This is a genomic window from Streptomyces malaysiensis subsp. malaysiensis (assembly GCF_040653035.1).
GTDB classification, from domain to species: domain Bacteria; phylum Actinomycetota; class Actinomycetes; order Streptomycetales; family Streptomycetaceae; genus Streptomyces; species Streptomyces malaysiensis.
The window spans coordinates 93,368-113,964 of sequence record NZ_JBEZNG010000019.1 but is presented as its reverse complement, the minus strand read 5'-3'; the positions used below and the strand labels follow the sequence as shown (position 1 = coordinate 113,964).

Sequence of the window (20,597 nt, the reverse complement as noted above, 5' to 3'; positions counted from 1 at the left end):
GCTTCGGCCCTGCGTACGTGTTCACCGACCCCGACGGGCCGGCACTCTCGCCGATCGTTCAGCGCTGACTCACGGACTGAAAAGGTTGGAATATCAGCTGAGTGCTTGAATCTCGGTCGCCAGCCTCTCCTGGCTGGCCGCCCACGACGCCAATAGGGCTAGACCGTCCGCGGTCGCCGTGCCAGCGGGCGCGGTGTAGACGTTCAGGAGCAGGCCGGGTTCGGCAGGCATCTCCATCGACTCGACGTCCAGGTCGAGCCGGCCCGCTACCGGATGGTGCACACGCTTGTGTCCGGACCGGTGGAGCCGAACGTCCTGAGATGCCCATCGCTGCCGAAAGAGTTCACTGCGTGTTGACAATTCACCGACCAGGGCGATCAGCTCCTCGTCGTGTGGATTGCGGCCGGCTTCCATGCGTAGCTTCGCGGCCACATCGCGGGCTATTCGGTCATAGTCGACGAAGAACGTTTTTGCCGCTTCGGGATCTAGATACACGAACCGCGCGGTGTTCGCCGGCCGTCGTGTGTCGGCCAGCACCGGTGAATACAGCGCGCGGGCAAGTTGATTCATGGCCAGTACGTCATAACGGCCGTTGCAAATCCAAGCAGGCGCATCGGTGATGGCGTCGAGCACTTGCCGAAGCGCCGGACGCACCGTCACGGCGGGTCGCCGGCGGCGTGGACCGCCGGGCGCCCTGGACTGCCGCGCAAGGTGGAATAGGTGATCGCGCTCGGCCTCGTCAAGTTGCAAGGCAGAGGCCAACGCGTCGAGCACCCCGTCGGAGGCGCCGGTAAGGCTGCCGCGCTCCATACGCACGTAGTAGTCGACCGATACCCCTGCCAGTAGAGCCACCTCTTCACGACGCAGACCTTTGACCCGGCGGTTGCCGCCGTAGGCGGGCAGTCCGGCCCGCTCGGGCGCGATCCGCGCGCGACGCGAGCTCAGGAATTCCTTGATCTCAGTGCGTAGATCGATCGTGGCCACCCCTTCACCATAGGCCCTGTCTCGGTGGGTGCGGGCTCCCGTGGCCCGCGGGGGTACGCCTGGGCCCGGGTCCCGATCCGCATCTGCTGGGCGCCGGGCCGGGGGCACTGGCTGCTCGCCCGACGGTCCACCTCGAGCGGCGAGATCGCCTACTACATTTACTTCGGCCCGCCGCCCGCCCCACCAAAGCCTCCAATTCCGAGGCCACCACATCCAGCACCACAACCCAAGATCATGCACCATCAGCACTGCTCAAGCGCCGTTGCAGTACTGAGGGAGGCACTGCGGGTACCCCGACGACTGCGTTGAGACCCGACTTGGAGGTGTTCACGAGGGCCCGTCGGCCGCTGGCAAAGCCTCGCGCCGACGCCTAGGTACCTGATGCGGTCGTGGCGATGCCGCCGTCGATCGGGATGATGGTGCCCGTGAGGTAAGACCCGGCCCGGCTAGCGAGGAACACGGCGATACCTGCCATGTCGTCGTCGCGGCCGAGCCGGCGCAGAGGGGCCTTCGCCGCGATCGTGTCGCCGATGGCATCGAGCGTGGACGCCATCATCTGCGACGGGAACGGTCCTGGGGCTACCGCGTTCACCGTGACGTGCTGTGGGCCCAGTTCTCTGGCAAGCACTCTGGTGAGTTGATGGAGTGCCGCTTTGCTGCTGGCGTACGAGTAGTTGGGCGACTCGGCGACGTGGATGGCGGCGATACTGCCGATGTTGATGATCCGCGCGGGATCAACGGCGGTGCCTGCCCTGCGAAGTGCGGGGAGCAGCGCCTGCACCAGCCAGAACGGAGACTTGAGGTTGAGGTCGATCACTGTGTCCCATGCCTCGTCCGGGAACGTCTCCAGCGGCTCGCGCCACATCGCTCCCGCGTTGTTGACGAGGATGTCCAGGCGTTCCGAGTCGACCTTGACAAGATCAGCGAGGCGCTGACACTCGTCGTACCTGGACAGGTCGGCGGGGATCGCTTGAACGTCGCCGAATTCGGACAGTAGATGCTGTGCCTCCGCGCACGTGTCTGCCTTGCGTGAGCTGATAATGACGCGAGCGCCCGCCTGTAGAAGGCCGCGCGCTATCATCATCCCAATGCCCCTGGTGCCGCCAGTGACAAGTGCGTACTTCCCACTCAGATCGAAAAGGTCTGCGTGAGCGGTGAACTGGTTGTCCGCCATTGGTCTTCGTCTCTTCTGTCGTGGAAACATGTGCTGACACGGTCGCGCGTCCGGTGCAGCTGAATTGAACTGATGAGGGGTAAAGCTGCGGTGCGTGTCCATGGAGTGTTGTCGGCGCCTTCGTTCAGGGCGCCTGGGACGGGTTCTCGGGCGGCCGCCGTGCGCGCCTCCCGTGGATCCATTACTTCTCCTCTGTGTAGCTGGGAGCCAGCTCAAACAGGTTGACAGGCGTCCTGGAGATCTGGGAGATCCTGGTGATACAGGTACTGTGAGAGCCACCCTTGCCTGGTTGACGGCGGCCAGTGGACATTCCCCGTAGGCGGCCGTTTATCCAGCACTTTGTGGCCGCGAGCTTCCCCACTGGCCGGTGTCGACCACCACACGGTGAAGCGGTATGTGCAGCTGCGCGAGCAGGGCCGCGTCTACCGGCCCTGGATCGCCGAACCGACGCTCTGGCCGCAATGGGACTGGGGCGAGGGCCCGCGCATCGGCGGACGACGTACATCGCTGTGGTGCGCATGGCTGGCCTGGTCACGGTTCCGGGTCGTCATCCCGGTCTTCGACTAGACCTTGCCGACCATCGTGGCCTGCCTGGATGCCACCCCGCGGGGCCGACCAGTGTCCTAATCGTGTTGACCGCCCCCGGCAGGCAGTGCTGGAGTCGGCACGTGGACAGCATCCCCGCCAACCGGCGGCTCTGGAACCAGATCAGCAGCGCCTACCAGCACGAGCACGACCCGCAAATCGGCGCCGCACCGCGGCTGTGGGGCATGTACTCCATCCCCGACGCGCATCTGCACGCCCTGGGCGACGTCACCGGCAAGCGCGTCCTCGAACTCGGCTGCGGCGCCGGCCAGTGGTCCAGGGCGCTCGCCGCCGAGGGCGCCACCGTGGTCGGGCTCGACCTGTCCGAAGCCCAACTCGCCGCAGCGGCCCGCGCGATGGGAGCGGCCCGCTACCCGCTGGTGCAAGGCGCCGCCGAACAACTCCCCTTCGCCGCCGACAGCTTCGACCTGGTGTTCTGCGACTTCGGTGGGCTCAGCTGGGCGCCCCCGCACCTGGCCGTACCGCAGGCCGCACGCGTCTTGGGCCGCGGCGGGCGCCTGGTGTTCAACGTCGCCAGCCCATGGTTCGAAGCCTGCTACGACGAAGCCGCCAGCCGCGTGACCACGACGCTCCAGCAGGACTACTTCGGGCTGAACACCATCGCCGAAGACAACGGCGCGACCAGCTATCAGCTCACCTACGGCGACTGGGTCAGGGTCCTGCGCGGCGCGGGTCTCATCATCGACGACCTCATCGAGCCGCGGCCCGAACTCGGAACACCCAACGGCTACAACGAAACCGACCCACCCGACTGGGCACACCGCTGGCCGGCGGAACTGCTCTGGGTAACCCACAAACCGTAAGTTCCGCCGCGCCGAGACATGAAGGCACCACTGGATCACGACGGACACCACACACAGGGCCGGCACCACGGTGAGGGCGACGGCATCACTCGGGGTCGGCCGCGACGGCCGGGTCATCCGGTCGGCGACGTTCGGCCGCCGACCGGCCCCGGACCCGATACAGGGCCCGGGCCGGGGCGCCACCGGCGGGAGCGGTCAGATGCCCACCGGATGCCACACGGTCTTCGTCTCCAGGAACGGGGTGATCCTGGACAGCCCCGGTGCGGCCGCCCAGTCGGTGGACGGCCGTGGCCTCAGGACGCGGGTGAGGGTGGTGGCCGCCGCCGCCTCCAGTTCGGCCGCCCGCTCACCGGCTCCCGCCAGGTCCAGCGCGTTGACATCCGCGTGGGACGCCAGCGGCGGGGCCAGTTCCGCGAGGCGGCCGGTGAGGATGTTGACCACACCGCCGGGCAGGTCCGAGGTGGCCAGGGCCTCTGCCAGGGTGACGGCGGGCAGGGGATGCGGCTCGCTCGCCACCACCACCGCCGTGTTGCCCGTCGCGATCACCGGCGCGATCACCGAAACCAGGCCCAGCAGCGGGGACTTCGGTGGCGCGAGGACCGCCACCACTCCCGTGGGTTCGGGTACGGAGCGGTTGTCGTACGGCCCCGAGACGGGGTTGGTGCCGCCCAGCACCTGGGTGACCTTGTCGGTCCAGCCCGCGTAGTACACCCAGCGGTCGACGGCGGCCGAGACCACCTCCTCGGCCCGCGCCGTATCCAGGCCCTCGGCGTCGATGGTCTCCTGGACGAACTGGGCGCGCCGCCCCTCCATCATCTCGGCCACGCGGTAGAGGATCTGTCCGCGGTTGTAGGCGGTACGGGCGGCCCACGGGGCGAACGCGCGGCGGGCCGCGACCACCGCGTCCCGGGCGTCCTTGCGCGAGGCCAGCGCGGCGTGGGCCAGCGGTTCGCCCTCGGCTGAGGTCACCGGATAGCTCCTCCCCGACTCGGATCGCGGGAATCCCCCGCCCAGGTACAGCTTGTAGGTCTTGCGCACCGGCACTCGGGCCGCGGCGGGCACGGGGAACTCAGACATCGAGGTACGCCTCCAGTCCGTGCCGTCCGCCCTCGCGCCCGTACCCGGATTCGCGGTAGCCCCCGAACGGGCTGGTGGGGTCGAACTTGTTGAAGGTGTTCGACCACACCACACCGGCGCGCAGCCGGCCGGCGGTCCACAGCATGCGGCTTCCCTTCTCGGTCCACACTCCGGCCGACAGGCCGTAGGGGGTGTTGTTGGCCTTCTCGACCGCCTCGTCCGGGGTGCGGAAGGTGAGGACGGACAGCACCGGTCCGAAGATCTCCTCCCGGGCGATGCGGTGGGCCTGGGTGACCCCGGTGAAGATGGTCGGCGCGAACCAGTAGCCGTGTGCGGGCAGTTCGCAGTCGGGGGCCCAGTCCTGGCTGCCCTCGTCCCGGCCGGTCTGGGCGAGGGCGCGGATACGGGCGAGCTGTTCGGCGGAGTTGATGGCGCCGATGTCGGTGTTCTTGTCGAGCGGGTCGCCGAGCCTGAGCCGGGAGACGCGCTCCTTGAGCCGGTGCAGCACCTCCTCGGCGATGGACTCCTGGACCAGCAGCCGGGATCCGGCGCAGCACACATGGCCCTGGTTGAAGAAGATGCCGTTCACGATGCCCTCGACCGCCTGGTCCAGGGGCGCGTCGTCGTAGACGATGTTGGCGCCCTTGCCGCCGAGTTCCAGGGTGAGCTTCTTGCGGGTGCCCGCCACCGTGCGGGCGATCTCCCGGCCGACCTCGGTGGAACCGGTGAAGGCCACCTTGTCGGTGCCGGGGTGGGCGATCAGGGCGCGTCCGGTGTCGGCGGCGCCGGTGACGATGTTGACCACGCCCGGGGGCAGCTCTGCCTGCTGGCAGATCTCGGCGAACAGCAGGGCGGTGAGCGGGGTGGTCTCGGCCGGTTTGAGCACCACCGTATTGCCCGTGGCGAGGGCCGGGGCGATCTTCCAGGCGAGCATCAGCAGGGGGAAGTTCCAGGGGATGACCTGGGCGGCGACGCCCAGTGGCCGGGGTGCGGCGCCGAAGCCCGCGTGGGCGAGCTTGTCGGCCCAGCCTGCGTAGTAGAAGAAGTGCGCGGCGGCCAGCGGGATGTCCACGTCCCGCGACTCCTTGATGGGCTTGCCGTTGTCCAGGGACTCCAGGACGGCCAGTTCGCGGGCGCGTTCCTGGATGATGCGGCTGATCCGGAAGAGGTACTTGCCGCGCTCGGCGGGTGGCATCGGGGACCATACGCGCTCGAAGGCCCGCCGGGCGGCGGTCACGGCGCGGTCCACGTCCCCCTCGTCGGCGACGGACACCTCCGCCAGCGGCTCCTCGTCGGCCGGGTTGACCGTGGTGATCAGTCGCTCGGTGGGGGGTGTGAACGCGCCGTCGATGAACAGTCCGTACGCGGGGCGCAGCGAGACGACGGCCCGGGACTCGGGTGCGGGGGCGTACGCGAAGGTGGTGTCGGCCATGCGTCAGTCCAGGGTGTAGTGGTCGGGGCCCGGGTAGGTGCCGGTGGCGAGTCTGGTCCGCTGCATCAGCAGGTCGTTGAGCAGGCTGGAGGCACCGAGCCGGAACCAGGACGGGTCGAGCCAGTCGGGGCCGGTGGTCTCGTTGACCAGTACCAGGTGGCGCAGGGCGTCCTTGGTGGTGCGGATGCCACCGGCGGGTTTGACGCCGACCTGACGGCCGGTGGCGGCGCGGAAGTCGCGGACCGCCTCCAGCATGACGAGGGTGACCGGCAGGGTGGCGGCGGGGTTCACCTTGCCCGTGGAGGTCTTGATGAAGTCGGCTCCGGCGAGCATGGCGAGCCAGGAGGCGCGCCGCACGTTGTCGTAGGCGGCCAGTTCGCCGGTCTCCAGGATGACCTTCAGATGGGCCGGTTCGCCGCCGGGCCGGGCGCACGCCTCGCGGACGGCGACGATCTCGTCGTGGACCTTGCGGTAGTCACCGGCGAGGAAGGCGCCCCGGTCGATCACCATGTCGATCTCGTCGGCGCCGTCGGCGACGGCCTGGCGGGTGTCGGCGAGCTTGGCTTCCAGGGGCGCCCGCCCGGCGGGGAAGGCGGTGGCCACCGATGCCACGGCCACCGGGCTGCCGCGCAGGGCGTCCACGGCCACGGGCACGAGATCGGGGTAGACGCAGACGGCGGCCACATGCGGGACGCCGCGGTCGTCCGGGTCGGGCCGGCGGGCCTTGGCGGACAGGGCGCGTACCTTCCCGGGGGTGTCGGCGCCCTCCAGCGTGGTCAGGTCGACCATCCGGATGGCCAGGTCGATGGCGTATGCCTTGGCGGTGGTCTTGAGGGAGCGGGTGGCCAGGGCGGCGGCGCGGGCGCGGGCGCCCACCTCGTCGACGCCCGGGAGGCCGTGCAGAAAGGCGCGCAGCGAGGCGTTGTCGGTGGCGCGGGGCAGTCCGGGGGCGGGAGCGGTGTCAGGCACGGACGCCTCGCTTCTCCATCAGCATGTTGAGGATCAGGGCGACGATCAGGATCAGCCCGGTGACGACCATCTGGAAGAAGGAGCCAAGGCCCATCAGGTTGCACAGGTTGCGCAGCACCGACAGCAGCAGGACCGCGACGAACGTCCCCATCACCCCGCCGCGGCCGCCGAAGAGATGGGTGCCGCCGAGCACCACCGCGGCGATGGCGTCCAGTTCGAGCCCGTTGAAGGCGGTGGGCTGGCCGATGGTGAGCCGTGAGGTCAGCAGGACGCCCGCCAGTGCGGAGAGGGCTCCGGAGATGGCGAAGACGGCGGTGATGACGCCCCGGACCGGCAGTCCGGACAGCCGTGCGGCCTCCTTGTTGCTGCCGACGGCGTAGATGTACTCGCCGAAGGTGGTGCCGCGCAGGACGAGTCCGGCGGCGATGGTGACGGCCACGAAGATCAGTCCGACGATCGGTATGTAGCCGATGAAGCCCCCGCCGAGCAGTTGGAAGGAGTGGGGCAGGCCGGCGCTGGTCGGCTCGCCGTCGGTGAGCAGGTAGGTCAGTCCGCGGATGGCGGTGAGCCCGGCCAGGGTGGTCATGAACGCGGGCAGGGACAGATAGGCGGAGAGCCCGCCCATGACGGTCCCGAACAGGGCACCCGCGGCGACACTGGCGACGATGGCCAGGACGACGTTGACATCGTCGCCGATCAGCAGCGCGACCGTCATCCCGCCGAAGGCGGCGACACTGCCCACCGACAGGTCGATGCCCGCGGTGAGGATGACCAGGGTCATGCCGATGGCGACGATGCCGGTCAGCGCCGACTGCTGGAGGAGGTTGGACAGATTGCGGGTGGTGAGGAAGTCGGGTGTCAGCAGGCTCGCCGCGACGCACAGGGCGAGGAACACCAGCACCAGGTTGAATTTGACGATGAGTTCGGCGCCACGGGGCCGGGCCCGTCGGGTGCCGGTGGCTGCCGCTTTCGGCTCGGCCACTGCGGAGGAGGTGGTCATGATGCGGCCTTCGTTGCGGGGGTTTCTCCGGTGATGACGGTGTGGGCGATGGTGGCCTCGTCGGTGGTCCTGGGGTCGTAGCAGGCCACGTTGCGGCCCTCGTGCAGCACCCAGACACGGTCGGCGTTGGCGGTCAGCTCGTTCAGCTCACTGCTGGCGAGCAGCACCGCGACACCCTGGTCGGCGAGGTGGCGCACCTGGCGGTACAGATCGGCCTTGGCTCCCACGTCCAGGCCCCGGGTGGGCTCGTCGAGCAGCAGCACCCGCAGGCCGCCCTTGGCGATCCACTTGGCGAGCACGACCTTCTGCTGGTTGCCGCCCGACAGCTTCCCCACCGGCTGGTCGGGCGAGGAGTACTTGACGCCAAGACCGCTCAGCGCGGGCGTGGCCCTGCGGCGTCCGGTGGTGTGCGGGGCGAGCCAGGGCGGCCGGCCCAGCGCGGTGACGGCGGCGTTGCGCGCCACCGACAGGCCGGGCATCAGCCCCTGTTCCTTACGGTTCTCCGGCACCAGCGCGAATCCGGCGCGCACGGCGGCGGCGGGGCTCGACAGCCGTGGTTCGGCGCCGTCGAGCCGTACCGAGACCGATGCCCCGGTGTCGCCGAACAGCGCCGACAGCAAGGTGGTGCGGCCCGCGCCGCCGAGCCCCGCCAGGCCCGCGACCTCGCCGGGCCGGACCTCGATATCGCGGACGTCGATCAGTCCGGGGCGGTGCACCCGGCGGATCTCCAGCAGCGCGGGGCCCTCGGGCCGTGGCCGGTCGGTGGGGCGCACCAGCTCACGGGACTCGCCGATCATCGCGGCGACCAGTTCGTCGGGGGTGGCGCGGGCGAGGTCGTGGACCGAGACCGAGCGGCCGTCGCGCATCACGGTGGCCCGGTCGCCGATCTCCATCACCTCGTCCATGCGGTGTGAGATGTAGATGACCGAGCGGCCCTCCGCGGTGAGGGAGCGGATCACGTCGAACACCTTGCGCAGATCGTTCTCGCCGAGGGTGGCGGAGGGTTCGTCCATGACGATGACCCGCGCCTGTGTGGTGAGCGCCCTGGCGATCGCGGTGAGCTGCTGGGCGGCGATGGGCAGTTCGCGGACGACCGCGTTGACCGGGAAGTCGCCGCCGACCCGGTCGATGGCTTCCCGCGCCAGTTCGGCCCGCCGTCCACGGCGGATGACCGGGCCCCTGGCCGGGGCGCGGCCGAGCAGCAGGTTCTGGGCGACGGTCAGATCGGGCACCAGATCGAGTTCCTGGTAGATCACCGAGATGCCCGCGGCCATACCGGCCTGGGGGCTGGTGAGCCGCACGGGTTCACCGTCGAGGCGGATCTCGCCCTCGTCCGGCTGTAGGGAGCCGGCCAGGATCTTCATCAGGGTGCTCTTGCCCGCGCCGTTCTCGCCGAGCAGGCAGTGGGTCTCACCGGGCAGGACGGTCAGTTCGGCGTGGTCGTTGGCGAGGGTGCCGGGGAAGCGTTTGACGATGCCGCGCATGCTCAGGCGCGGGGTCAGCTCCGACGGCCCGCCGGTGCCGGACGCGTTCATGGCCTCTCCTTCCGGGACAGCCGTTCGCAGGAAGCGGGGTTGAGCAGATGGGAGGCGGTGTGGTCGTCGGTGATCAGGGTGTTGCACAGCCCGCTGCTGACCACGGCCGCGCACACGGTGTGCTTGGCGGTTCCGGAGGCCACCGCGACCGACACAGGGCTGCGGCGCAGGGCTTCCAGCGGCAGACCGAGGGTGCGGTCGTCCAGCGCCTGGTCGATGACCTCTCCCCGGGAGCCGATGAAGCGTCCCGCCACATCGCCCACCGCCCCGGCCCTGGCCAGCCGTTCCACGTCGTCGGCGGTGAGGTAGCCCGAGCCGACCAGCACCGAGTCCGCGCCGATCGCACCGGGGCTGAAGAGCACCGTGTCCGCCTCGGCGGCCTGGGTGAGGACGTCGGCGACCGCGCTGTCCCGCTCCAGCACCCGGCGGGTGGTCTCCTGCTCCACGATGGCCGGGGCCGGCAGCACCGTGAGGGTGCCCTCGCCGAGATGGGCGATCCGGCTGGCCATGTCCTGGGCGGAGCTGGGCCGGCGGGAGCGGCTGAGCCCGCCGTTGATCTGCACCACGTGGACGCCGTGGGTCCAGCCCGGGTTGAGGCCGCGGGCCAGCAGATCCATGGTGCGGCCCCAGGAGACCCCGAGCAGCCGGGGGGACGGGCGCAGCCGGGCGAGATAGTCGGCCCCGGCCTCGGCGACCCTGGCCCGCAGCGCCTCCTCGTCGTCGGCGTGGCCGCGGGCGACCACCACGGCGTCCCGCAGCCCGAAGGCGTCCCGCAGCCGCTCCTCCAGGCCCCGCATCCGCGATTTGGGGTGGACCACCTGGATCCGTACGATCCCGGCCTGCCGTGCCTCGGCCAGCAGCCGGCCGACCTTCCAGCGGGTGAAGTGCAGGTCCTCGCCGATCTGCTCCTGGGTGAGGTCCTGCTCGTAGTACATGGAGGCGACCTGGTACAGCAGTGCCTCGTCCTCGGTACCGCTCATACGGGGACCTCCGATCCCCATGGGGTGGTCAGCCGGTGGGCGATGTCGCGGGTGGCGGCGGTCGCCGCGCGGTAGTCGGCATAGCCCCGCTGGTAGACCTCGCGGTGGGTGCCGTCGGGCTCCACGGTCCGGGTGGGGAGGGCGAGACCGGCCGCGGCCTCGGCGAGCGAACCGGCCTGCCCGGTGCCGGCCGCCGCGATGACCGCGCACGCGCGCAGCGTGAGGTTGTCGCCCTCGACCAGCCGCAGCGGACGGCCGAGCACATCGGCCGTGGTGCGCAGCCACAGCGGATTGTGGCGGATGCCGCCGGAGACATATACCTCGTCCACCGGCACCCCGCCCTCCACGAAGGACTCCAGGACCTGGCGGGTGCCGTACGCCACCCCCTCCACGGCCGCCCGGTAGATCTCCACCGGACGGCTGGCGAGGGTCAGACCGAGCACGGCGCCGCGCAGCCTCGGGTCGCGCAGCGGGGTGCGGTTGCCCATGAAGTAGTCCAGGACCAGCAGCCCGTGCTCGCCGGGCGGCAGGGCCGCGGCGTCGGCGATCAGCCGGGGCAGTTCGGCGCGGGGGCGTCCCAGCAGGGCCTCCCCCGCCCAGGTGAGGACGGAGCCGGAGCTGACCTGGCCGCCCTCGATCAGCCACCTTCCGGCGTTGAGGGCGTCGGGGTAGGGGCCCCAGATGGTCGGTGGGAAGACCGGGGCGCCGATCTCGGTGATGAAGGCGGTGGAGGTGCCCGAGACCATGGAGACCAGTCCGGTGCGCGCCCCGCCGATGGCGAGCAGCGACAGATGGGCGTCGATACCGCCCGCGCAGACCACCGCCTCCCCGTGGATGCCGAGCTCCTCACGGGCGGCGGCGCCGACCGGGGCCACCGGATCGCCCACCGGGACGATCCGCTCGGGCAGCTTGTCGCGCAGATCGGGGATGCCGAACGTCGCGTACAGGTCGTCGGGGAGCCCGGCGCCGAGCGGGTCGTGGTTCCACTTGCAGACGGCGTTCATCCGCGACCCGGCCCACTCCCCCGTCAGCCGCCAGACCAGATAGTCGACCGCTTCGGTGATGCGGTGCGCCGCGCGATAGGTCTCCGGTTCGTTCCGGGCGAGCCACATGGCCTTCGGCACCAGCCATTCGACGGCGTCCGCGCCGCCGGTGTAGGCCAGTACGGGATGGTCGGCGGCCGCGGTGAGCTCGGACTCCGCGCTGGCCCTGGCGTCCATCCACAGCAGGGCCGGGCGCAGCGGGCGGCCCGCGGCGTCGAGGACGGCGACGGTGGAGGCGGTGGTGGCCACGGCGAGCCCGGCCACGGCGGGCGAACCCGCCTCGGCGAGTGCCGCCCTGACCGCGGAGACCACGGCGCGCCACCAGTCCTCGGGATCCTGCTCGGCCCAGCCGGGGTGCGGGAAGACGGTGGGATAGCCGCTCTCGCCACGGCCCAGCGTGGCGCCGTCCGCCGCGTAGACGCAGACGCGGGCGCTCTCCGTGCCGAGGTCGATGGCCAGCAGCGCGGTCATGGACGGTCTCCGTTCGGCAGGAAGAGCACCTTGGAGCTGAACATGGACCGCTCCCCCAGCTTGCGTATGGTGTCGCCCAGGTCGTCCAGGTCCAGCTCATGGGTGATCATGAACTTCCAGCGCAGCCGGCCGTCCGCCATGGCCTGTGCGGCGAGCCGCCACTCGTCTCCCGGGAAGGGTGCGGAGAAGGAGTTCCACGCGCCGTGCAAGGTGATCTCGCGGCGCAGGAAGGCGCTGAAGGTCGACTTGGGCAGCACCACCGGATCGTGCGGGATGCCGATGAAGACGGCCTGGCCGTGCCGGGCGGCCAGCGACACGGCCTGGTCGGCGGTGGCGGGAACGCCGGCGGACTCGACGATGACGTCGAAGCCGGGCCCGGCCAGCTCCCGGGCCTGCTCGGGTGTGGTGGCGGTCCGGGTGGCACCGGCCTCCAGCGCCATGGCCGCCTTCTCCTCGCTCACATCGATCGAGAGCACCTCGCTCGCGCCCTGGAGCAGCGCCCACTGGATGGCGAACAGCCCGATGGGGCCGGCGCCGACCACGGCCACCCGGTGGCCCGCGCGCAGCTTGGTGCGCCAGATGGCGTGCAGGGCGATGGCGGCGGGGTCGAGCATGGCGGCGGCCCGCGGGTCGAGGTCGGCGGGCAGCACCAGCAGATTGTCCTCGGGCACGGCCACGTACTCGGCGTAGGCCCCGGGCCGGCGGCTGCCGAAATAGTCGTAGTCCTCGCAGAGGCTGTACCGCCCCTGGTCGCAGGGGCCGCACCGGCGGCAGGGGATCAGCGGCGGCACGGCCACCAGGTCGCCGGCCCGGACCGTACCGGCGGCGGCGAGTTCGGAGCCGAGCGCCACCACATGGCCGGAGAACTCATGGCCGCAGATCAGCGGCAGGTTGTAGGCCACCTCGGGGCGGAGCATCCGGGAGATGTCCGAACCGCAGACGCCACAGGCGGCGACGCGCACCAGCGCCTCGCGGGGGCCGGGCTCCGGTACGGGTAGGCGCTCCACGCGGATGTCGCCCGGGGCGTGCAGCACGGCGGCTCGCATGGTCTCCGGCATGATGGTGTCGTTTCCTTTCACAGGGTGGGTGTCCGGGGAGTAGGTGTCCGGGCCGGATGCGCGGGTCACCGCGCACCCTCGGAGGCGAAGGTCGTCCCGCCGACGTACTTGTGGGCGTTGTCCCGGTCGACCAGCGCGGTGCCGGCGTCGATGGACGCGGCGACCTTCTTGCCGTCGGCGACGTCCTCGGCGGTCTTGACCGCGGTCCGGCCCAGCGAGATCGGGTCGTTGAGGGCGGTGGCGCTGTAGGGGCCGTGCTGGTCGATGGCCTTGACCGCCTCCATCAGACCGTCGACCCCGGCGACCTTCACATCGGAGCGGCCGTTCTCCTTGAGCACCTGGAGGGCGCCGAGTGCCATGTCGTCGTTGTGTGCGTAGACGGCCTTGACATCGGGGTTGGTCTGGAGCAGGTCCTGCATGGCGGTGACGGCCTTGGAGCGGATGTAGTCACAGTACGGGCCGCTGACGATGCGGATCTTCTTGTTGGCGGCGACGGCCTTGTGGAACCCGGCGCTGCGGTCGCGCGCCACGGCACCGCCCGCGTCACCCTTGATCTCGATGATCTTGCCGCCCTTGGGACCCAGCTCCTTGGCTATCCGCTCGCCGACGAGCTGCCCCATCGCGGTGTTGTCCCGGCCCACATGCGCGGCGGCCCCGGAAGGCACCGGACGGTCGACGGTGACGACGGACACCCCGGCGGACTTCGCGGCGGCCAGCCCCGCCTTGACCCCCTTGGGGTCGACGGGGTTGACCATCAGCACGTCGACACCGCGGGTGATGAGGTCCTGGATGTCGTTGTTCTGCTTGGTGACATCGCCGCCCGCATCGGCGAAGTAGAGCTTCGCCCCGGCCTTCTCCGCGGCCTTCCGCGCGCCCTGGCGGAGCTGGACGTAGAACGGCGACTGCTGGGTGGCCTGGCTGAAGCCGATGGTCAGCGCTCCGGATCTCTTGTGTGAACCGGAGCCGCCGGAGCCACCGGGGCTGGTCGACACCGAACAGGCGGCGAGCGCCAGGAGAGAAAATGTTCCGAAAAAGATCCCGAGAATGCGATTGATGCGCATATGGGCCTCCAGATGTGGTCCTGGCGAGGGACAGTAGATCTGGAATTAACCTCACAGCAACGGGCGCGCATTTTTTTGCTCGTATGAGCACGGGCCGGAACGCAGTGCCTCAGTTCAGTCACTCAGCGCGATGAAGTCGCGGGTAGGTCGCCGCGGGGCCGACAGCGTGTGACCAGATGTCGTGGCAGCCGGGCGGAAAGGCTTGTCCGCTTCCCCCGCCACAACCGCTCCGGCGCCTCGCCTTGACAGCGCATGCAGACTTGCGTCGTGATCGTTCTCTTCGCCTTGAACGCGATTCTTGCCGCGAGTGGCGTCGCCTTCGCGGTGCTTGCGGTGCTTCGTCCCTCGGCGCTCGCCGGGGAGGGTGCCGAGGGCGTCGGCGTTCATTTCTACGCACGGATGTATGCGGCCAAAGCCGTTCCGTTCGGTGTGCTTGCCGCCGTCGTGCCGTTCCTCGCCACGGGAGCCGTACCCGGCGTGTGCTTGCTCTGTGCGGCCGTCTCACAGGCGGTGGACGCGACGATCGGATTCGGGCGACGTGACATGCGCCAGGCTGGCGGCAGCGTCGTCGCGGCCGTGGTCCATGCCGTGGTCGCGGCCCTGATCTGGTGACGCGCACGAGCGTTTCGCCCCTGTTGAGCCGGGATCTTCGCGTTGCCCATGCGATCGCGCGCCGAAGGCCCCGCCCGGTTCTCCGGCGGGGCCTTCGGGGCCGTACGGGACTGGGCGCGACGGTCCGGTACGCGGGACCGTCGCGCCGATGGGATCAGCGCAGCCAGGTGTGGTCGCGGACGATCGGGAGCCGCGCCCAGAGGCGGCCCAGGCCCCAGGTGGTGCCCGCCCCCGCGGCCGCCACGGCGATCAGCCCCAGCGCGTAGACGACGTGGTAGTCGACGAAGGGATTCGACGACATACTCGGCGACCCGTCCGACAGATGCTTGGCCGGCGGCCACTCGGCGGCCCACATCAACGCCATCATCACCGTGCCCGCCACCGCGGCCGGCCGCAGCGCCACACCGGCCATGACGGCCACGCCGATGCCGAGCAGACCCAGCATGAACAGCCAGTCCGCCCATGCGTCACCGGCCCACGCATGGAAGGTCGACTCCATCGGCCCGACGGCGACGGAGCCGAGGAACCCTCTCGTCGGCGACCCACCGTCGATCCAGCCCTTGCCGGAAGCGGTCGCGTAACCGAAGCCGAAGGTCTTGTCCAGGAACGCCCACAGGAAGACGAACCCGGTGAGCAGGCGCAGGGAGGCGAGGGTGTAGGCCCGCGCGTCGTGGGTGACGGTGTCTGCCGACATGGCGGCCGTGGAGCCCGTCCGGTTCCTGCGGAAAAGCAGGTGGAACCCCGTACTCCGGTGCGGGTGCTCGTCTATGGCCATGGCGGTGATCCCTTCGATTAGGGTCTTCTCATTGCCCGTTGCCCTCACTCTCGTCCTGCGGGCCCGGTCGCGCCGGATGCCGAAAGTCCGCGGCCATGGGGCTGGACGGCCCTGCCTACAGGGCCAGTTGGCGCGGCCGCCCGATCCGCCGCCGAGGGCGTGGGCCCCGCGAAGGCGGTGTTCCGGCCGTCACAAGGGCCGACCGACCCTTTCCTCTTTACCGCACGGCTCTGGCACACTGCGCCCGAGCCGGAGATGATCAAGCAGGCCAATGGACGGTGGGCAGAAAGGACAGTCAGGGATGATCGCTGTCGTAGGGCATCCCGATCTCAGCGCGTCGACGCTCGCGCTGATGGAGGAGGAACTGCGGTCACGGCTGGGCGACTTCGCCCGTGCGGGCAGAGCCGGTCTGGTCCGCGCCGGAAAGGGGCTGCCGGTGGCGTTCGGAAGAGCCGCCCGTAAGGCGGGGCTGGCCCTGGTGACGGTCCTGCCGTCGCGCAACGGTGTGCCCGCGCAGTTGGCCGAGCTCGACCGCAAGGCCGCGGGTGAACTGCTGCTGCTGTCGCAGCAGGTGCGGCTGGTGGAGTTCGACCCCGGTGACCGCGGCGCGTGTGTGAGCGCGGACGAGAGCTTGCTGCGCAACTGCGCCCGTGTGTTCGCGGTATGGGACGGCTCGCCGTCCAACGGAAGGGATGTCACGGCGCATCTGGTGGCCTACGCGCGCAGTCACGGGGTCGATGTCGAGGTGATCTGGCCGCGGGGAGCCAAGCACGGGATTGCTTGAGCACTCCCGGTGATTCGACCGGTCAACCGTCTCGTGACCGACCGTGTCACCCACGGCCCGGCCGTCCGGACGGGCGACCGGAGGTGCCACGTCCGTGCCGGTGGGGCGGCGGAGGGCGTGCCCCGCCGCCGCTTCGGCTTCGGCTTCGTCAGCGGATGCGTCGTCGGAGCGCCCTACCCGTGGAGGTGGCGGCGCAGGTAGTCGTACCAGGTCTGTTCGAAGGTCCTGGCGAGGGCCGAGTTCGGGGCGAATATGTCCCAGGCGTGGTAGGCGTGGGCGTAGAGGTGCAGGTCGACGGGGACCCCGGCGGCGATCAGCCGCCGCGCGAAGTCGATGTTCTCGTCGCGGAAGACGTCGTACTGGGCCACGGCGATGAAGGTGTCCGGCAAGCCGGTCACATCGGTGGCACGGCCGGGCGCGCTGTACGGGTGGACATCGGGGGCGCCCGCGCGGTCGCCCAGCACGGCGGCCCAGGCGTACGTGTTCTCCCGGCGGTCATAGATGCCGAGGTCGACGATCTCGTGGCTGGACGGGGTCTCGTTGCGATCGTCGAGCATCGGGTAGTTCAGCGACAGCAGCCGCGGCCGGCGGTCCCCGCGGTCGCGGAGCATGAGCGCGGTGGCCGTGGCGGGCGCCCCGCCGCCACTCGCCCCGGCGAGCCCGATCCGGTCCGGGGCGATCCGGTGCTCGGTCGCGTGCTCGGTGAGGTGGGTGAAGGCCAGGTAGCCGTCCTCGGCCGCTCCCGGGGCCCGGGTTTCGGGCGCGAGTCGATAGTCGACCACGGCCAGCACGATGTCGAGTCGCAGGGCCATGGTCGCGGCGTACGCGTGGGAGGTGCGGTCGTGGGCGCTGCCGAGGACCTGCCCACCGGCGTGGAAGTAGAGAAGGGACGGGCGGGGCCGGTCGATGCCACCGGGGTGGAACATCACCACGTCGAGCGCGGTCCCGTCCTCGCGCGGGATGCCGAGCGTCTCGATCTTGACTCGCGGGTCCGGGGCGGGGGCCGGGAGCTGGGCCCCGGCCGCCTCCATCCGCGCGCGGAGGGCGGGGATGTCGGAGAAGTCCAGCATGGCGCCGTTGGGGCCCTTGGGCATGGCGGCCAGTGCCGCGGCGAGTTCGGGGTCGATGTCGTAGGCCATCGTCGTGGTCCTTTCCGGGATCAGAACAGGGGAGGCTGGCCGCTGCCGGCGGTGATGCCGCCGTCGACCGGCAGAATCGCCCCGGTGATGAAGCGGGCATCGTCGGAGGCGAGGAAGGCGACCGAGCCGGCGATGTCGGCCGGGGTGCTGTACCCGGGCAGTGCCCGCCGCTGGTTGAACCGCTCGATCAGCTTCCCGGCGTCGGGGTGATCGACGGCGTGTTCCTCCCCGATGGTCAAGGAGGGGGCTACGGCGTTCACACGGATGCCGAACCGGCCGAGGTCGTGGGCGAGCCCGCGGGTGAAATTCACGACGGCGCCCTTGGCCGCGTTGTAGGCGGAGAGCATCCGGTCGCCTCCCAATCCGGACGCCGAGGCGATCTGCACGATGCTGCCCCGGGTCCGCTTCAGGTGCGGCAGCGCCGACCGCGCCCCGAAGAAGCAGCTGTCGACATCGGTCCTCATGACGAGCCGCCAGTCGTCGAGGGTCATCTCCTCGAAATCCTTGCCCAGGCCCAGACCGGCGTTGGACACCAGCACATCCAGGCCCCCGAATCGGTCCACGGCGGCGTCGATCATCGCCTGGACCGCATCCTGGCTGGTGACATCGGTGGCCACGGCGAGCGTTCGTTCCGTCCCGAGCTCGGCCGCGAACGCGTCCAGCCGGTCCTTGCGCCGTGCCGCGAGGACCACGTTCGCTCCCTCTTGGGCGAACCGCCTGGCGATGCCGACCCCGATCCCGGAGCTGGCGCCGGTGACGACCACCGTCTTCCCGTCGAATCGCTGTTCCACGCGAGAGACCCCTCATCTTTGGCGTCAGAGACTGACGTTTTTAGTGTCAGAGTATGACGCTAACTCGCGTCATGGACTGACGCAAAGTGGTAGGGTCGATTCATGCCAAGAAGCGGGGAAGCGGTGCGTCAGCGGCTTCGGCAGGCCGCGCTGGAACTGTTCACCGAACATGGCTTCGACCAGACGCCGGTCGAAGCCATCGCGGCACGCGCCGGCGTGACCGAGCGCACCTTCTACCGCCACTTCGCCGATAAACGCGAGATGCTCTTCGACGGCGAAACCGAACTGCGTGATCTGCTCGTCCAGGCCGTCGCCGCCGTCCCGCACGGCATGAAACCGCTGCCGACCCTGCGCGCCGCCTTCCACGAGACGGTGCCCCTGTTCGAACGCAACCGCCCACTCACCGAGCCCGGCGTCCGGCTCATCGCCGAGACTCCCGCCCTCCAGGAACGCTCCCTGGCCAAGCGCGCCCTCCTGGTGAACGCGCTGACCGACGCCCTGCGGGCCCGGGGCGTCAATCCCCGGACCGCACCCCTGTGCGCCCAGGTCGCCATGGACACCTTCGCCGTCGCCACCCACCGCTGGATGCGGGAACCATCCGTTCCCCTCCATGACCAGCTCGACCAGGCGTTTCGCGAACTGCGCCTAGCCGCCGCGGCTCTCAAGTAGCGGGGCGTCGACCGCCACGCCATCCGAGCCCGTCCATCATCCCGGGCGGGAGACAGGGTCGATTGACACCAGGTTGGCGGCTTTTCGGTATCCGGCGCACATTCATCAGTGGGCGGCGTCGGCTGCCGGGTCCATCGTGGTCGTCGGTGCGCCCGCCCCATCCGGGCGGCACGGTCGTTCACGCTCTGGCGCGTTCGGCCCCGCTGTCTGCAAGGAGCTCGGAAACAGATGACTCGAACCGGCAAGGACACAACCGTCGTTATCGTTGGAGGCGGAGTGGCCGGACTGGCACTCGGCAATTTCCTCCTGCGGAGGGGAATCGGTTGCATCGTCCTGGAGAAGCACAGCCGTGAATACGTGGAGCAGCGGCAAAGGGCCGGCTCTCTCGACGCCGACGGGGTGCGTGTGCTGCACGAGTGGGGGGTGGGCGAGGTCGTGGAGGGCTACAGCCACGGCTCCTCCGATGCGGGTTTGCCGCTGCTGATCGACGGCGAAAAGCGGGAGTGGCGGATGGATTCCGACGACGCGGATGATGTCGACGGCGCGTACTGCCCCCAGCAGATCCTCGTCCGGAACCTCATCAAGGTTTTCCTCCGCGACGGCGGCGACCTTCGCTTCGAGGCCGAAGACGTTTCGCCGCAGGACATCGACACCGAGCAGCCTCTGGTTCGGTATCGGGACGCCGCCGGCTCGACGAAGACCCTCAGCTGCGATTTCGTCGCCGGCAGCGACGGCTACCACGGCGTCAGCAGGACCGCCGTCCCCGCCGACGTCCTCACCTGCGCCACCCATGAGTTCGGGTACGCCTGGCTGACCGTCATGACGGAGGTGCCGGCGGATCCCCTGGCCGTGCTGGCGGTGCACTCTCGCGGCTTCGCCGCACAGATCACTCGCGGCCCGAACGCGAGTCGTCTCTACCTTCAGTGCCCGCTCACCGACACCGTCGGACAATGGCCGGACGAGCGCGTCTGGAGCGAACTGGAAGCTCGATTCGGCCGGCCCGTGGCGCCCAAGGGCCCGATCACGAGCAAGCAGGTCGTGCCGCTCCGCGGGGTGGTGTTCAGCCCCATGAGCCACGGCCGGCTCTACCTTCTCGGGGACGCGGCGCACCTCATCTCCCCGATGAGCGCGCAAGGGATGAGCCTCGCCCTCCACGACGCCGAGGTGCTTGCGCGGGCGGTCATCCAGTGGGCCGAGAAGCACGATTCCACTCTGCTCGAAAGCTACTCCGACACCTGTCTGAACCACACTTGGGAGCGGCAGGCATCCGCGGTCCAGATGACCGAGACGATGCATGACTCCGGTGACACCTCCTACGAGGGGGAGTTCCGCAAGCAGATCGCCCGAAAGAACCTGGAAACCATGCTGGAGCCGCTGCCGGCGAATCACCCGTCCCGGTAAATCGGCGCATCCCATCTCACCGGACACCGCACCCGTCACCATGGCAAGGACCCGGTCAACGGCCGCGCGCCCGGTGGCCGGGTGTCGGTGTCCGCCCGCGTGTGGGCGGCTGCTCCGCTGGGCGGTAACGACGGTGTCATCGAAAAGGGTTTGCGGACGGGGCCGCGCTTGGATAGACGTTACGGCGGAACCCCCGCCACGAGGGTGAGGGGCCATGACAGCGAGAGGAGGGA

General features: G+C 70.0%; 20 protein-coding genes and 1 pseudogene. 7 read left to right on the top strand and 14 right to left on the bottom strand.

The genetic code is table 11. The features are described from left to right. Positions 1-93: 93 nt before the first annotated feature. Complete coding sequence (locus AB0E24_RS31125) at positions 94-984, bottom strand: helix-turn-helix transcriptional regulator (RefSeq protein ID WP_232564945.1); 891 nt, start codon at positions 982-984, stop codon at positions 94-96. Between the two features lie 18 nt (positions 985-1,002). Here AB0E24_RS31125 and AB0E24_RS31120 point away from each other — a divergent pair. Next, a pseudogene (locus tag AB0E24_RS31120) lies at positions 1,003-1,155 on the top strand (IS701 family transposase); the annotation flags it as partial. A gap of 199 nt (positions 1,156-1,354) precedes the next feature. Here AB0E24_RS31120 and AB0E24_RS31115 read toward each other — a convergent pair. Continuing rightward, positions 1,355-2,158, bottom strand: coding sequence for an SDR family oxidoreductase (locus AB0E24_RS31115; protein ID WP_351380916.1), 804 nt, complete (start codon positions 2,156-2,158; stop codon positions 1,355-1,357). A gap of 384 nt (positions 2,159-2,542) precedes the next feature. On the opposite strand from AB0E24_RS31115, the gene AB0E24_RS46040 reads away from it, so the two are divergent. Together AB0E24_RS46040 and AB0E24_RS31105 are read left to right on the top strand one after the other, a co-directional pair. Next, positions 2,543-2,725: a hypothetical protein gene (locus tag AB0E24_RS46040; protein ID WP_435865345.1), complete on the top strand. Its 183-nt coding sequence runs from the start codon at positions 2,543-2,545 to the stop codon at positions 2,723-2,725. Positions 2,726-2,826: 101 nt separating this feature from the next. After that, the gene (locus AB0E24_RS31105; RefSeq protein ID WP_100804954.1) at positions 2,827-3,567 is read left to right on the top strand and encodes a class I SAM-dependent methyltransferase; all 741 of its coding nucleotides are present in this window, start codon (positions 2,827-2,829) and stop codon (positions 3,565-3,567) included. A 195-nt stretch (positions 3,568-3,762) separates the two neighbouring features. Here the strand turns inward: AB0E24_RS31105 and AB0E24_RS31100 are convergent, their stop codons facing one another. The 9 genes from AB0E24_RS31100 to AB0E24_RS31060 all read right to left on the bottom strand — a co-directional run bounded on the left by AB0E24_RS31100 (position 3,763) and on the right by AB0E24_RS31060 (position 14,193). Then, positions 3,763-4,644 carry an aldehyde dehydrogenase family protein gene (locus tag AB0E24_RS31100; RefSeq protein ID WP_347234265.1) on the bottom strand — a complete coding sequence of 294 codons (882 nt, stop codon included), beginning with the start codon at positions 4,642-4,644 and terminating at the stop codon, positions 3,763-3,765. Further along, on the bottom strand, positions 4,637-6,076 hold the full coding sequence (locus AB0E24_RS31095; protein ID WP_069868357.1) for an aldehyde dehydrogenase family protein: 1,440 nt from the start codon (positions 6,074-6,076) through the stop codon (positions 4,637-4,639). The genes AB0E24_RS31100 and AB0E24_RS31095 overlap by 8 nt, the downstream gene beginning before the upstream one ends. A 3-nt stretch (positions 6,077-6,079) precedes the next feature. Then, the gene (gene deoC, locus AB0E24_RS31090) at positions 6,080-7,045 is read right to left on the bottom strand and encodes a deoxyribose-phosphate aldolase (protein ID WP_069868359.1); all 966 of its coding nucleotides are present in this window, start codon (positions 7,043-7,045) and stop codon (positions 6,080-6,082) included. Further along, the gene (locus AB0E24_RS31085; RefSeq protein WP_069868361.1) at positions 7,038-8,045 is read right to left on the bottom strand and encodes an ABC transporter permease; all 1,008 of its coding nucleotides are present in this window, start codon (positions 8,043-8,045) and stop codon (positions 7,038-7,040) included. The genes deoC and AB0E24_RS31085 overlap by 8 nt, the downstream gene beginning before the upstream one ends. Further along, entirely contained in the window at positions 8,042-9,580 is a 1,539-nt protein-coding gene (locus tag AB0E24_RS31080) for a sugar ABC transporter ATP-binding protein (protein ID WP_069868362.1), read from the bottom strand. Before AB0E24_RS31080 ends, AB0E24_RS31085 begins: the two co-directional genes overlap by 4 nt. Then, positions 9,577-10,560 (bottom strand): sugar-binding transcriptional regulator, encoded by a 984-nt coding sequence (locus AB0E24_RS31075; RefSeq protein WP_102936129.1) that lies wholly within the window; start codon positions 10,558-10,560, stop codon positions 9,577-9,579. Before AB0E24_RS31075 ends, AB0E24_RS31080 begins: the two co-directional genes overlap by 4 nt. Next, positions 10,557-12,074, bottom strand: coding sequence for an FGGY-family carbohydrate kinase (locus AB0E24_RS31070; RefSeq protein ID WP_069868366.1), 1,518 nt, complete (start codon positions 12,072-12,074; stop codon positions 10,557-10,559). The genes AB0E24_RS31075 and AB0E24_RS31070 overlap by 4 nt, the downstream gene beginning before the upstream one ends. Beyond that, positions 12,071-13,132: a galactitol-1-phosphate 5-dehydrogenase gene (locus tag AB0E24_RS31065; RefSeq protein WP_069868701.1), complete on the bottom strand. Its 1,062-nt coding sequence runs from the start codon at positions 13,130-13,132 to the stop codon at positions 12,071-12,073. The genes AB0E24_RS31070 and AB0E24_RS31065 overlap by 4 nt, the downstream gene beginning before the upstream one ends. Before the next feature lie 65 nt (positions 13,133-13,197). Further along, a complete protein-coding gene (locus AB0E24_RS31060; RefSeq protein ID WP_359381980.1) occupies positions 13,198-14,193 on the bottom strand; it encodes a substrate-binding domain-containing protein in 996 nt (331 codons plus the stop codon). A gap of 267 nt (positions 14,194-14,460) precedes the next feature. On the opposite strand from AB0E24_RS31060, the gene AB0E24_RS31055 reads away from it, so the two are divergent. Continuing rightward, complete coding sequence (locus AB0E24_RS31055) at positions 14,461-14,805, top strand: hypothetical protein (RefSeq protein WP_359381978.1); 345 nt, start codon at positions 14,461-14,463, stop codon at positions 14,803-14,805. Positions 14,806-14,959: 154 nt separating this feature from the next. On the opposite strand, the gene AB0E24_RS31050 is transcribed toward AB0E24_RS31055, so the two are convergent. Beyond that, positions 14,960-15,580 (bottom strand): DoxX family membrane protein, encoded by a 621-nt coding sequence (locus AB0E24_RS31050; RefSeq protein WP_069868373.1) that lies wholly within the window; start codon positions 15,578-15,580, stop codon positions 14,960-14,962. 301 nt (positions 15,581-15,881) lie between these two features. Here AB0E24_RS31050 and AB0E24_RS31045 point away from each other — a divergent pair, with 301 nt between their 5' ends. Beyond that, positions 15,882-16,364 carry a hypothetical protein gene (locus AB0E24_RS31045; protein WP_359381974.1) on the top strand — a complete coding sequence of 161 codons (483 nt, stop codon included), beginning with the start codon at positions 15,882-15,884 and terminating at the stop codon, positions 16,362-16,364. A 173-nt stretch (positions 16,365-16,537) separates the two neighbouring features. Here the strand turns inward: AB0E24_RS31045 and AB0E24_RS31040 are convergent, their stop codons facing one another. Further along, entirely contained in the window at positions 16,538-17,503 is a 966-nt protein-coding gene (locus AB0E24_RS31040; protein ID WP_359381971.1) for an alpha/beta hydrolase fold domain-containing protein, read from the bottom strand. 20 nt (positions 17,504-17,523) lie between these two features. Then, a complete protein-coding gene (gene budC, locus AB0E24_RS31035) occupies positions 17,524-18,294 on the bottom strand; it encodes a meso-2,3-butanediol dehydrogenase (RefSeq protein WP_359381968.1) in 771 nt (256 codons plus the stop codon). A 102-nt stretch (positions 18,295-18,396) separates the two neighbouring features. Between budC and AB0E24_RS31030 the strand changes: the two genes are divergently transcribed. Next, positions 18,397-18,963 (top strand): TetR family transcriptional regulator, encoded by a 567-nt coding sequence (locus AB0E24_RS31030; protein WP_100804962.1) that lies wholly within the window; start codon positions 18,397-18,399, stop codon positions 18,961-18,963. Between the two features lie 228 nt (positions 18,964-19,191). Next, positions 19,192-20,364, top strand: a complete 1,173-nt coding sequence (locus AB0E24_RS31025) for a 4-hydroxybenzoate 3-monooxygenase (protein ID WP_359381964.1) — start codon at positions 19,192-19,194, stop codon at positions 20,362-20,364. The last annotated feature ends 233 nt before the right edge of the window (positions 20,365-20,597 follow it).

Bases quoted from the DNA above. Each gene is read 5' to 3' on its own strand.
- AB0E24_RS31025 (WP_359381964.1), top strand. From the start codon at position 19,192: ATGACTCGAACCGGCAAGGACACAACCGTCGTTATCGTTGGAGGCGGA.
- AB0E24_RS31060 (WP_359381980.1), bottom strand. From the start codon at position 14,193: ATGCGCATCAATCGCATTCTCGGGATCTTTTTCGGAACATTTTCTCTC.
- AB0E24_RS31040 (WP_359381971.1), bottom strand. From the start codon at position 17,503: ATGGCCTACGACATCGACCCCGAACTCGCCGCGGCACTGGCCGCCATG.
- AB0E24_RS31070 (WP_069868366.1), bottom strand. From the start codon at position 12,074: ATGACCGCGCTGCTGGCCATCGACCTCGGCACGGAGAGCGCCCGCGTC.
- AB0E24_RS31045 (WP_359381974.1), top strand. From the start codon at position 15,882: ATGATCGCTGTCGTAGGGCATCCCGATCTCAGCGCGTCGACGCTCGCG.
- AB0E24_RS31075 (WP_102936129.1), bottom strand. From the start codon at position 10,560: ATGAGCGGTACCGAGGACGAGGCACTGCTGTACCAGGTCGCCTCCATG.
- AB0E24_RS31100 (WP_347234265.1), bottom strand. From the start codon at position 4,644: ATGTCTGAGTTCCCCGTGCCCGCCGCGGCCCGAGTGCCGGTGCGCAAG.
- AB0E24_RS31030 (WP_100804962.1), top strand. From the start codon at position 18,397: ATGCCAAGAAGCGGGGAAGCGGTGCGTCAGCGGCTTCGGCAGGCCGCG.
- AB0E24_RS31115 (WP_351380916.1), bottom strand. From the start codon at position 2,158: ATGGCGGACAACCAGTTCACCGCTCACGCAGACCTTTTCGATCTGAGT.
- AB0E24_RS31065 (WP_069868701.1), bottom strand. From the start codon at position 13,132: ATGCCGGAGACCATGCGAGCCGCCGTGCTGCACGCCCCGGGCGACATC.
- AB0E24_RS31050 (WP_069868373.1), bottom strand. From the start codon at position 15,580: ATGGCCATAGACGAGCACCCGCACCGGAGTACGGGGTTCCACCTGCTT.
- AB0E24_RS31095 (WP_069868357.1), bottom strand. From the start codon at position 6,076: ATGGCCGACACCACCTTCGCGTACGCCCCCGCACCCGAGTCCCGGGCC.
- AB0E24_RS31085 (WP_069868361.1), bottom strand. From the start codon at position 8,045: ATGACCACCTCCTCCGCAGTGGCCGAGCCGAAAGCGGCAGCCACCGGC.
- AB0E24_RS31080 (WP_069868362.1), bottom strand. From the start codon at position 9,580: ATGAACGCGTCCGGCACCGGCGGGCCGTCGGAGCTGACCCCGCGCCTG.